This window comes from Yoonia sp., assembly GCF_036007805.1.
Lineage (GTDB): Bacteria > Pseudomonadota > Alphaproteobacteria > Rhodobacterales > Rhodobacteraceae > Yoonia.
The window spans coordinates 1-12002 of sequence record NZ_DASYOK010000253.1; the positions used below are offsets into that span (position 1 = coordinate 1).

Annotated in this window: 13 protein-coding genes; 10 read left to right on the forward strand and 3 right to left on the reverse strand. The window is 57.5% G+C overall.

What is annotated here, in order from left to right; translation table 11 throughout:
- The 4 genes from VGP75_RS13660 to VGP75_RS13675 all read left to right on the forward strand — a co-directional run.
- A partial coding sequence (locus VGP75_RS13660; protein WP_327544196.1) for a DUF3458 domain-containing protein occupies positions 1–1107 on the forward strand: 1107 nt, incomplete at its 5' end.
- A 101-nt stretch (positions 1108–1208) separates the two neighbouring features.
- Complete coding sequence (locus VGP75_RS13665) at positions 1209–2078, forward strand: 1-acyl-sn-glycerol-3-phosphate acyltransferase (RefSeq protein ID WP_327544197.1); 870 nt, start codon at positions 1209–1211, stop codon at positions 2076–2078.
- Positions 2079–2151: 73 nt separating this feature from the next.
- Positions 2152–3663, forward strand: a complete 1512-nt coding sequence (gene gatB / locus VGP75_RS13670) for an Asp-tRNA(Asn)/Glu-tRNA(Gln) amidotransferase subunit GatB (RefSeq protein WP_327544198.1) — start codon at positions 2152–2154, stop codon at positions 3661–3663.
- Positions 3664–3739: 76 nt separating this feature from the next.
- Positions 3740–4108 (forward strand): DUF4177 domain-containing protein, encoded by a 369-nt coding sequence (locus VGP75_RS13675; protein ID WP_327544199.1) that lies wholly within the window; start codon positions 3740–3742, stop codon positions 4106–4108.
- On the opposite strand, the gene VGP75_RS13680 is transcribed toward VGP75_RS13675, so the two are convergent.
- Positions 4109–4360: a BolA family protein gene (locus VGP75_RS13680; RefSeq protein ID WP_327544200.1), complete on the reverse strand. Its 252-nt coding sequence runs from the start codon at positions 4358–4360 to the stop codon at positions 4109–4111.
- Between the two features lie 78 nt (positions 4361–4438).
- Between VGP75_RS13680 and VGP75_RS13685 the strand changes: the two genes are divergently transcribed.
- On the forward strand, positions 4439–5074 hold the full coding sequence (locus VGP75_RS13685; RefSeq protein ID WP_055687868.1) for a J domain-containing protein: 636 nt from the start codon (positions 4439–4441) through the stop codon (positions 5072–5074).
- A 47-nt stretch (positions 5075–5121) separates the two neighbouring features.
- On the opposite strand, the gene VGP75_RS13690 is transcribed toward VGP75_RS13685, so the two are convergent.
- Positions 5122–5661 carry a hypothetical protein gene (locus VGP75_RS13690; RefSeq protein ID WP_327544201.1) on the reverse strand — a complete coding sequence of 180 codons (540 nt, stop codon included), beginning with the start codon at positions 5659–5661 and terminating at the stop codon, positions 5122–5124.
- A 445-nt stretch (positions 5662–6106) separates the two neighbouring features.
- On the opposite strand from VGP75_RS13690, the gene cobS reads away from it, so the two are divergent.
- From cobS to VGP75_RS13705, 3 genes are all read left to right on the forward strand, one after another.
- Entirely contained in the window at positions 6107–7093 is a 987-nt protein-coding gene (cobS, locus tag VGP75_RS13695) for a cobaltochelatase subunit CobS (RefSeq protein ID WP_055687866.1), read from the forward strand.
- A gap of 90 nt (positions 7094–7183) precedes the next feature.
- Entirely contained in the window at positions 7184–7582 is a 399-nt protein-coding gene (locus VGP75_RS13700; protein WP_327544202.1) for a hypothetical protein, read from the forward strand.
- 94 nt (positions 7583–7676) lie between these two features.
- Positions 7677–8036, forward strand: a complete 360-nt coding sequence (locus VGP75_RS13705; protein ID WP_327544203.1) for a hypothetical protein — start codon at positions 7677–7679, stop codon at positions 8034–8036.
- 53 nt (positions 8037–8089) lie between these two features.
- Here VGP75_RS13705 and VGP75_RS13710 read toward each other — a convergent pair whose 3' ends face one another.
- Positions 8090–8674, reverse strand: a complete 585-nt coding sequence (locus tag VGP75_RS13710) for an NADPH-dependent FMN reductase (RefSeq protein ID WP_327544204.1) — start codon at positions 8672–8674, stop codon at positions 8090–8092.
- A gap of 150 nt (positions 8675–8824) precedes the next feature.
- Between VGP75_RS13710 and cobT the strand changes: the two genes are divergently transcribed.
- Positions 8825–10702: a cobaltochelatase subunit CobT gene (gene cobT / locus VGP75_RS13715; RefSeq protein ID WP_327544205.1), complete on the forward strand. Its 1878-nt coding sequence runs from the start codon at positions 8825–8827 to the stop codon at positions 10700–10702.
- Positions 10703–10769: 67 nt separating this feature from the next.
- Positions 10770–12002: aminopeptidase P family N-terminal domain-containing protein (locus VGP75_RS13720; RefSeq protein WP_327544206.1), on the forward strand; the 1233-nt coding region annotated here is incomplete at its 3' end.

The following is a 12002-nucleotide window of genomic DNA, read 5'->3' on the forward strand; positions in this document are numbered from 1 at the left end:
AATGAAAACGGTGCAGAGGTGGTGCCGACCACTGTTCTGGAAATGACGCAAGCGGAACAGACCTTCAGCTTTGCGGGGCTGTCCAGCAGGCCGACCGCGTCCATTCTGCGGAATTTCTCGGCCCCCGTGATTGTCAAACATAACAAGACAAACGCAGAACGTGCGTTCCTCTTGGCCAACGACACCGATCCGTTCAACCGTTGGGACGCGGGCCGCACACTGGCGCAAGACCTGCTCATGCGTATGGTCTGCGATAACGCCACACCTGACACGAGTTTCCTTGACGGCCTTGCGGCCGTGCTGCGCGATGACACACTGGATCCTGCGTTTCGCGCGCTGGTCCTGCGCCTGCCCAGCGAAGAGGACACCGCACAGGCGCTGTTTGACGCTGGCCACACCCCCGACCCCGCAGTGATCAACGATGCTCATGAGACGCTGAAGCTACACATCGCCCAACATCTGCAAGACACCCTGCCCCGCATCTACGCCAACATGACCGTTGAAGGCCCCTATACGCCTGACGCGGAACCCGCAGGCAAACGTGCTTTAGGCAACGCTGTGTTGGCGCTGCAAAGCAAACTTGATGGCGGCAAAGCTGCGGGCCAGCAATTCGCCAGTGCCGACAACATGACCCAGCAACTGGGCGCATTGCGCGCATTGCTGCAAATCGCGAAGGGCGAAAACGAACTGGCGGCCTTTGCGGCGCAGTGGGGGCACGACCGGCTTGTCATGGATAAATGGTTTGCGCTGCAGGTCAGCCTTGCCCCCGCGGACCAGGCGGCGGCGACGGCAGAGAAACTGACTGCGCATCCTGATTTTGATATCAAGAACCCGAACCGCTTTCGTGCGGTCTTTGGCGGGTTGCGCGGGAATACGGCAGGGTTTCATCACCGCTCTGGCGCGGGGTATGATCTGCTCGCCGATTGGCTGATCAAGCTTGATCCGCTGAACCCGCAAACAACAGCGCGGATGACTACAGCCTTTGATACATGGAAACGCTATGATATGGAGAGGCAGAAGAAAATCCGCGCGGCATTGGAACGCATTGCCGGAACATCGGGGCTGTCTGGCGACACACACGAGATGGTGACACGACTACTAGGCTGAATGTCGCCGAGGATCAGACCTATTGACGCAAGTCATTGCCGTTACAAAGCCTTCGCAAAATTGTCGTAGCAACGTCACATCAGGCAGCGCAAGGATAAACAATGGAAGATCGCATTGAACCACTGATCACTGAACGCGCGCCTTGGCTCTACAGCAATAGGCCGGGCACGGGTATCGCCAAACGCTACCTACATCGGTTGCTGGGGTACAATGCGACTGTCGAAATCGCGAAATCCCTCAAAGATGCGCCCGCCAGCGAGATTATGGATCAAATGGCAGCGCGCCTCTCCACAATGGTGACGGCCAGCGGCCTTGGACATATTCCTACCCATGGACCTGCGCTCATCGTGGCCAACCACCCCACGGGGATCGCCGACGGGATCATCCTGCATGGCTTGATCGCGACAATGCGGCCTGATGCCTATTTCTTTGCCAATCGCGATATCCTGCGGGTTTTTCCGCAGATGGACACGATGATCGCGCCGGTTGAATGGCGCAAAGAGCAGCGCAGCCACGCCAAGACCCGCGCCACGATGGCTTATGTGCGCGATGCGACCGCCGCTGGCCGCCTTGGGATCATCTTTCCTTCGGGGCGTCTGGCAAAACGGCGCGGCCTGCGCCTGCATGAGCGTCCGTGGATGGCATCGGCGGCAATGCTGGCGCACAAATTTGATGTTCCCGTGATCCCTGTCAACATTCAGGCCCGCAATTCTGCGCTCTTTTATTTGTTTGACAAAATCCACCCGACGATGCGCGACATCACCCTATTTCACGAGACGCTCAACAAAGACCGTCAGCCCTTTCAGGTCACCGTGGGCGAGCCGATTTCTGCCGCAGCAATCCCGCGCAATTCCGAAGAGGGGATCGCGATGCTGCGCAGGGCGACACTGGCTTTGGGGGGCAAAGACGCGCCTGCGGTGAACCTTGTGTCAACCTCGCGCGCTTGGGCACGCCACACACAACTTGACTAGAACCATCATGTTCTCTTGAAGCTGCCCCCGCCTTCTTTTACATGAACCTATCCGAAGTAAAAGGAAGCGCCTGATGCTCGACCTCACCTATGAAGCCCCGACCCCAAAAGTGATTGCTGGCGCCACCAGCGATTGGGAATTGGTGATCGGCCTCGAGGTCCACGCGCAAGTCGCAACCAAAGCCAAGCTCTTCTCGGGCGCATCCACACTTTTCGGCGCAGAACCCAACAGCAACGTGGCATTCGTGGACGCGGGCATGCCCGGCATGTTGCCTGTCATCAACGAAGGCTGTGTTGCACAGGCGGTGAAAACAGGTCTGGGGCTGAATGCACAGATCAATCTGGTGTCGGCCTTTGACCGCAAGAACTATTTCTACCCTGACCTGCCGCAAGGCTATCAGATTTCCCAGCTTTACCATCCGATTGTCGGCGAAGGTGAAGTGCTGGTTGAAATGGGCAACGGACAGGCGCGTCGCGTGCGGATCGAACGCATCCACCTTGAACAGGACGCGGGCAAATCCATCCACGATATGGACCCGCATATGTCCTTTGTGGACCTGAACCGCACCGGTGTGGCCTTGATGGAGATCGTCAGCCGCCCCGACATCCGCGGCCCCGAAGAGGCTGCGGCCTATGTGCTGAAACTGCGCCAGATCCTGCGTTATTTGGGCACCTGCGACGGCAATATGCAAAATGGCAACCTGCGCGCCGATGTGAACGTGTCGGTCTGCCGCCCCGGTGATTATGAGAAATATCAGGCGACACAGGATTTCAGCCACCTTGGCACCCGCTGCGAGATCAAGAACATGAACTCCATGCGCTTTATCCAGATGGCGATTGATTATGAGGCCCGCCGCCAGATCGCATTGATCGAGGACGGCAAAGAGGTGGTGCAGGAAACCCGCCTTTACGATCCGGACAAAAACGAGACCCGTTCGATGCGCTCCAAGGAAGAAGCACATGATTACCGCTACTTCCCCGATCCCGACTTGCTGCCGCTGGAAATTGAGCAGGCTTGGGTGGACGACATCAAGGCCGCTTTGCCCGAATTGCCTGATCAGAAAAAGGCACGTTTCATCAATGATTTTGGCCTGTCCGACTATGATGCATCGGTACTGACCGCCGAAGTGGTGAACGCAGAATATTTCGAAAAGGTCGCCGAGGGCCGCGACGGGAAACTTGCCGCGAACTGGGTCATCAACGAGCTTTTTGGACGCCTGAAGAAAGAAGACCACAGCATTGAGGACAGCCCAGTGTCAGCCGCACAATTGGGCGAGCTGATCGGCCTGATCAAAGCAGGCGACATCAGCGGCAAGATTGCCAAGGATGTCTTTGAAATCTGCTACACAACGGGCCGTAACCCTGCCGAAATCGTCGAAACCGAAGGCATGAAGCAGGTGACTGATACGGGTGCAATCGAGGCCGCCGTGGATGAAATTATCGCCGCCAACCCCGCACAGGTCGAAAAAGCACAGGCGAACCCGAAACTGGTAGGCTGGTTTGTGGGGCAAGTCATGAAAGCTACCGGCGGCAAGGCAAACCCCGCGGCTGTAAACGAAATTGTATCGGCGAAACTGGGGATTTAATGCCCCGGAACGCGGAATGCGTTGGCAGCCACCGCCAGTTTTGGTACATCCGTCAGGATAAATTAAGGGTATTGCCATGACCTATGAATACAAAGTCGTTCCCGCCCCCCTGCGCGGGCTCAAAGCCAAAGGTGTGAAAACCGCCGAAGACCGGTTTGCGCTGGCGCTGGAAACCGCAATGAACGAGTTTGCCCGCGACGGCTGGGAATACTTGCGTGCGGATACGCTGCCAAGCGAACAGCGCGAAGGTCTGATGAGCAAGACGACCGTCTATCAGAACATGCTTGTGTTCCGCCGTGCAAAAGCGGTCGCCAAAGCTGCTGCCCCTGCCCCGGCGGTCAATGCGCCGCCCCCTGCGCCAACAGTGCAAAAGAAAATCGTCGCTCCGGCAAAGCCTGAGGCGGAGAAACCTGCGCCCCCCGCGCCCGACGTTGCGGCCCAGTAACTACTGAATATCAATCGCGAGGGCGTGAATTCGCCCGATAATGTCCGTTCCCAATGCGTTATGGATCGCACGGTGGCGTGCGATGCGCGACATATCGTCCAGAGTGGCGGCCTTGATCACGATCCGCCAATGGCTTTCGCCTGATCCGTCATCGCCGGAATGTCCGCTGTGCAAGGCACTTTCGTTGATCACGTCAAGATGCTCGGGCGCAAGTTCGCCAAGTGCTGCGCGAATTTCTGTTTCAAGTGCCATTATTTTTCCTCTGCCCTCTTCAATCTTCTGCTGCAGAGTTTAATGTTACTTCTCCGAGTCGAAAAGGTAAGACAGAGAATGAAAAAAGATGATCCCTTTGGTTTCGACATGTCCGTGTCGAGTTCGAAGAAGAAGAACCCGCGCGGGCGGCGTGGCATGTCCGGTGCGTCCGAGACATCAACGCGGGTTTGTGATCATGAGGGCTGTGAAGAGGCAGGCAAGTATCGCGCGCCGAAATCGCCTGACGTACTGGATGATTACTTCTGGTTCTGCCAGCAGCATGTGCGCGAATATAATCTGAAGTGGAATTTCTTCGATACCACATCAGAAGCGGAATTGGCGGCACAGATGGACAGCGACCGCGTGTGGGACCGCCCGACCAAGCCGTTCAAACGCACAGTGGAGGAGGCCGCCTGGGCGCGCTTGGGCGTTGATGACCCGCATCAGGTGCTGGGCGAGAACGCGACGCGCAATCCGGGCCGTGGTGCCGCAGTGGGGCGCAAACTGCCCCCGACCGAGCGGCGCGCGGTCGAGATCCTTGATGCAAAGGACAACATGTCCAAGCAGGAAATCCGCAAAGCCTATAAGGCTTTGATCAAAGTTCTGCACCCCGACATGAACGGCGGCGACCGCAGCCAGGAAGAACAACTGTCAGAGGTTGTCTGGGCCTGGGATCAGATCAAAGTCAGCCGCAATTTCCGCGACAAAGACTAAAGGCGCCCGCAGGCGCCCTTGATCCTGGCCTCACAATTTTTCAGCGATCAGTTGCGACGGTACAAGTTCGCGCGTGACAATGCGCTTAACTCTTCGGTTGCAAGCCGACCTGTGGGGCGTGTGTCAGCATACTCCTCATCGTCCTGAACCGATGACATAAGATAATGCGCCCCAAGAACCCCTGCGAACCAGATCGCCGCGATCCAGGGCCTGGCCAGGAAGGTCGAAACCATCAGAAGTGGCGCGTAGACCGTCCCGCCAGCAGGTTCAATCAGCGTTCCGGCCACGATGGATGCGATCACTGCAATCGCAAGGCTGCCCACAACTGCCCTGGCAAAGCCGAGCGCACCCAATGCGCCCATCCAGCCACGCGAAAGGTAAAGTGCGATTGCACCGCCCAGCGCGCCCGCACAGATCACCCAATAGGTGAAACTCGATGCGGTGACTTGAAGCGTGTAAGGTGTATCAAGCCCGATCATGATCAAAACGGTCACAAGCGATGTCAGCACGACAATGGCCGCGCAGCCCAAAGCGTAAGGCCGCCGGTCCCGGGTGAGATAGAATTTTTCTGCAAAACGCGTAAACATCGCGTTGGCCCCCATTACTCTTTATACACTGACTTTTTACACAGGAACTTAAGGTTGGATCTGTGTAATTCGTCACAACCGTAGCTTTATCTATAGTCTCAAAATTGCCATAAAATGTCATAATCCACAAGAACAAAGCGGCAATTAACGCATTATAGTAAACAAAAGAGCCCTGGGTCTATTTTCGTCTAATTGATGGAAACAGACGCCCAATCTGTCGCTCCATTAAGTTGACGGTTCATTTACTTTCCCTCGCGAAACACGCTTGCGAGGCGAACCCAGGCTCGAATCAATCGGGTGCAGCCCAAAGTCAGGGCAGATGCCTGACATTGCCTGTCCAGTCTTGTACCTCTCACCAGACCAATGCGCCCTTTCCCTTGCAGCGGGGCGCGTTATGTTGCATCTCGGTCTTCAACAGATTTGATGAAAGATAAAGGCACCGGAAATGGCGGATGGTATGACTGACATGCAAGCAAAACCCACCGAAGAGATCTCGGTCCGCGAAGTTTTTGGCATCGACAGCGATATGCATATCAAGGGCTTTGCTGAACGGACCGACCGCGTGCCTGAAATCGACAGCACCTACAAGTTTGATCCCGATACGACTTTGGCGATCCTTGCGGGTTTTGGCTATAACCGCCGTGTAATGATCCAAGGCTATCACGGCACCGGCAAATCGACCCATATCGAACAGGTTGCAGCGCGGCTGAACTGGCCCTGTGTGCGCGTGAACCTTGATAGCCACATCAGCCGGATCGACCTGATCGGGAAAGATGCCATCAAACTACGCGACGGTGTACAGGTGACGGAATTTCACGAAGGCATCCTGCCGTGGGCGCTGCGCAACCCTGTTGCAATCGTGTTTGATGAATATGACGCCGGCCGTGCCGACGTTATGTTCGTGATCCAGCGCGTTCTGGAAACTGACGGCAAGCTGACACTGATGGATCAGAACGAGATCATCACGCCCAACCCCTATTTCCGCCTTTTTGCCACGGCGAACACCGTTGGTCTGGGGGACACGACCGGCCTTTACCACGGCACCCAGCAAATCAACCAGGCACAGATGGACCGTTGGTCCCTTGTTGCAACGCTGAACTATCTTAGCCACGACGCCGAGGCCGCGATCATCCTGTCCAAGTCGCCGCACTTCAATACCGAGAAAGGCCGCAAGACGATCAGCCAGATGGTGACTGTCGCCGATCTGACGCGCACCGCTTTCATGAACGGCGACCTGTCCACCGTCATGTCCCCACGGACCGTTCTGGCCTGGGCCGAAAACACACGAATTTTCCAGAATGTGGGCTACGCCTTCCGCCTGTCGTTCCTGAACAAATGTGACGAGCTTGAGCGCCAGACCGTTGCCGAGTTTTATCAGCGGTGCTTTGACGAAGAACTGCCTGAAAGTGCTGCAAGCCTGAGTCTCGGGTAAAGGACAAGGCAGGCGCCGCAGCACGCAGTAGGCGAAAAGTTTTCAAAATGCCTGATTGATAGGCAGTAAATTTACCGCCATGCTTGATGTATGAGCGGTAAGAAAACTATTGCACATAGTCTGGCCCTGACGACAGCGCTCCTCAGCGCGCCGCTTGCTATCGCACAACCCATTGATGCTGATGAACAATTAAGGACATTTGCCACCTGCGCCGGCCGTTTGTCAGCCGTGATGGAACATCAGTGGATGTTTGATGGCCCTGCTTCGGAACGCACCGAAGACCTCCGCGACGCTGTGCTTGAACTGGTCGAGGCGGTCATGCCTGCAGAGCGCGGGGCCGAAGTGTTGCAATGGCGCATCTCTGCGAAGGTGGCCCAAGCCGCGCTTTTGCGCCGCGCAAGCTTTAACAACGACACCCGCGATGCCGCATGGGCACGCACTCAAGCAGGCCGCCTTGAACAGGAATGTACGGGGCTTTTGCTAAGCTAGATTGCCGGGGCAGGCTGAAAACAAACGCTTGTCTTAACGAAGTGTCTTTTCTACGCATGATATCGGGGCAACACGAAACAGACCGGAGCCAATCATGAAGATGAAAATCGGGGCGGAACTGCCAGCGGATTATGTACCAAGCCATGAAGACCTTGCTGAGTCCACGACAGCCTTGATGGCACAGGTGTTGCTGCCCCTCTTCGCCGAAAACATGCCTGAGGACGTTGCCAAAGCGAACGTCGAAGGGATTTTGACCGAATTGGCATATCTTTTTGATGAAGGCGAAATCGAGATCGGTGGAAAAACCTATCGCCCGCGCCTTGCCTTTGTGGACGACACAGGCGCTGTTTTGCCCGGCATTGCCGAACTGGTCACGCTGCACGAGCTGGCCGAAGACCCTTTTGAAATCGCGCCTGAGGCGAAAATCACATTCGCAATCGATCCGGTCGAGTAGTCCTGAAAGAGTTGTGGCGCAGGGCCGGACATCTCCCGCCCTGCACCAAATATTTAACCGCGTGCGGCCTTCGTGGCATTGGCCCACCAGACGACATCATCCAGCGTTGCAGTGACCGAGGCCGACAGGTGATCCGCGATTGTGTCGATCTCGGCATTTGCGCCCAGCGGGTGAACGGCAAAGAAATCGCTCCCACCAATGTGGACGGCATTGCGCACCGGCACCATCTGCAGTTCCACCGCGATGTTGCGCAGATGTTCAAGCGCGCGTGTCCCGCCCACTGATCCATAGGCAATCGCGGACATCGGCTTGCGACCCCATTCATTATAGGCCTGATCCAGCGCGTTCTTCAAAGCGCCGGTGATCGAGCGGTTGTATTCAGCCACGACAAAGATGTAGCCATCGAATTCGCCGATCTTGTCCTGCCATTTGACAGCGCGTTCATCGCTGGATGGCATCCACAGGTTGCTTGCAGCCTCATCAAAGAGCGGCAGGTCAAAGTCACGCAGGTCGACAAGCTCGACCTCCATATCATCGCGCGCCTGTGCTTGTTTCAGCATCCAGGCGGCGGGTTTATCGGCGAAACGGGTCTGGCGTGTGGAACCGATAATGAGGGCAATTTTTGGTTTTACAGTCATGGTAATCTCCGGGCGTTGAATTGTTGTGAGATTGACTTAGGCAGTGCCCCCTGTTCCGCACAGGCGCACCACAACACAGCACCTGTGCAAAAATAGGATAGACGTGCCGCCCCTCTTGCTCCTGCGCGCGTCCGGTGCTTTATCGGTGCTATGCAAAAGCCATCTGACAATCCCGCCGACCCGTTCAAGAAAGCGCTCGCCGAAGCGACGAAAGTCATGGCGAACGATCCTGACTTGGCCGTCACTTATTCGGTTGATCCCGCAGGCCAGACAGCAGACACGATCCGCCTGCCGCAGGTATCGCGCCGCATGACGCGGGACGAGGTGCTTTTGGCGCGCGGCACGGCCGATGCCTATGCATTGCGGCACAAATTCCACGACCCCAAGGTTTCGGCACGCTACATGCCGCAGGGCCAGATGGCGCAAGACCTCTATGAGGCGATGGAGACGGCCCGCATCGAAGCCGTCGGCGCGCAGCATATGCCGGGCACCGCAGGCAACATTGACGCCAAGATCGGCAATGAGGCGATGCGCAAGGGCTATGACCAGATCACCCAGGCGTCGGATGCGCCTCTGGCGGTTGCCGCCGGTTATCTGATCCGTCACCTTGCCACGGGCCGCGACCTGCCCAAGGGTGCGCAGAACGTCATGGAGTTGTGGCAGGGGTTTATCGAGGATCACTGCGGCGACACACTTGAAGACCTGAAAGACACCCTGAATGACCAGCAGGCATTTGCGAAATTCGCGCGCCAGCTGATCAGTGACATGGGCTATGGCGATCAGTTGGGTGACGATCCCGACAGTCTTGATGATGATCAGGACGATGAAGCCGAAGAAGGCAGCGACGATCAGGACGAACCCGATAGCACCGGCGAGGATGACAGCGAAGGCGAAGAGGCCGAAGGCACGCCCGAGCAGAGCCAGGAGGACAGCCAGGACGCGAGCCAAGCGCAGGTCAGCATGGATGATCAGGCCGACGCCGAAATGGGCGAAGAAGCCGAGATGCCCGAGGGCGAGGCCCCGCTGGAACCGCCTGCCCCGCAGCCTGTGTCCGATGCCGACCCCGACTACCGCGTGTTCACCACCGAGTTTGACGAGGAAATCGCTGCCGAAGATCTGGCCGAACCGGTCGAGCTGGAACGCCTGCGCGCGTATCTTGACCAGCAGCTTGAACCGCTGAAAGGTGCCGTGTCACGTTTGGCCAACAAGCTGCAACGGCGCCTGCAGGCCCAGCAGAACCGGTCGTGGGAATTCGACCGTGAAGAGGGCATTCTTGACGCAGGCCGCCTTGCGCGTGTCGTGGCATCACCAACGACACCGCTGTCCTTCAAGGTCGAGAAAGACACCGATTTCCGCGATACCGTCGTAACCCTTTTGCTGGACAACTCGGGCTCCATGCGCGGGCGTCCGATCTCGATCGCGGCGATCTGCGCCGATGTGATGGCACGTACCTTGGAACGCTGTGATGTGAAGGTCGAGATCCTTGGCTTTACCACCAAAGCGTGGAAAGGCGGACAGAGCCGTGAAAAATGGCTGGGCGACGGGCGCGTGGCCACCCCGGGCCGTCTGAACGACCTGCGCCATATCGTCTATAAGTCGGCTGACGCGCCGTGGCGACGGACGCGGCCCAACCTTGGGCTGATGATGAAAGAGGGCCTGCTGAAAGAGAACATCGACGGAGAAGCCTTGGAATGGGCGTACCGCCGTCTCGCTGGCCGCCAAGAGCAGCGGAAAATCCTGATGGTCATTTCCGATGGTGCACCGGTTGACGATTCAACCCTGTCTGTGAACCCCGCCAACTATCTTGAAAAACACCTGCGCGATGTCATCGCAATGGTCGAGAAACGCAAGGCGGTCGAACTTGTCGCGGTGGGGATCGGGCATGATGTCACCCGCTATTACGAACGCGCGGTGACAATCACCGATGTCGAACAGCTTGCTGGCGCGATGACCGAGCAGCTCGCGAGCCTCTTTGACAGCGATCCGCGCAAACGCGCCCGTGTGTTGGGGATGCGCCGGGCCAGCTAGGTTGTGATTGGACCGCCTCAGGTATCCAGCACAAACTACCAACATAAATAAGAGTGGGATTTTTGAAATGTTTCAGAGCTTTGAAGCGTCATCTTCACCTGAACAAGGCCCACCACGGCTGGCATCTCTGCGCGCCTTGATGGCGCAACGCGGCGTGGATGTCTTTCTCGTCCCGCGTGCCGATGCCCATCAGGGCGAATATGTCGCCCCGCGTGATGCGCGTCTGGAATGGCTGACAGGCTTTTCCGGATCGGCAGGGTTTTGTGCTGTGCTCTCTGACGTGGCGGGTGTGTTTATTGACGGTCGTTACCGCGTGCAGGTTCGTGCGCAGGTCGCGGATGATTTCACCCCTGTCCATTGGCCTGAGACGCAACTGGCAGACTGGTTGCCTGCGCAAAGGCCGGAGGGTGGCAAACTGGCCTATGATCCATGGTTGCACACGGTCTCCGAGATTGCGGGGTTGCGGGAAAAGCTTTCCGTTTTCGAACTGGTGATCACCGATAACATGGTTGATGCAATCTGGGCGGATCAACCTGCCGCGCCTACAGCACCTTTCACAGCCCACGCGCTGGAACATGCGGGCGAGGCCCATGACGCAAAACGGGCGCGCCTTTCGGCTGCACTGAAAGAGACTGCGGCGGTGCTGACATTGCCCGACAGCATCGCGTGGCTTTTGAATATCCGCGGGACGGATATCGCGCGCAATCCCGTACCACAGGCCTTTGCGATCCTGCACAAGAGCGGCCGCGTTGATCTTTTTGCCGGTGCCGGCAAAACCGCCGAGATTGCAGACCATCTGGGTCCGGATGTGACTGTGCATGACTTTGGTGATTTCATACCGGCACTGACCAACCTTCAAGGCAAAGTCCTGATCGACACGCGGACCTGCCCCGACATCGTGGCGTCCACCCTCGAAGAAGCGGGCTGTGACGTCGTGCAGGGCCAAGACCCCTGCATTCTGCCGAAGGCCTGCAAGAACCCGACCGAAATCGCCGGTTCAAAGGCCGCCCACGCGCGTGACGCGGTGGCGATGGTGCAGTTTCTGTCGTGGCTCGATACAGAGGCGCCGAAAGGTGCTCTCACCGAGATTGATGTGGTCAAGGCGCTGGAAGGGTTTCGCACGCAGACCAATGCACTCCGCGACATCAGTTTCGAGACAATCTGCGGGTCCGGCCCGAACGGGGCGATTGTCCACTACCGCGTCAGCGACAAGACAAACCGCCCTGTCCGGATGGGTGAGCTTTTGCTGGTAGACAGTGGTGGCCAGTATATCGACGGCACAACCGATATCACGCGCACA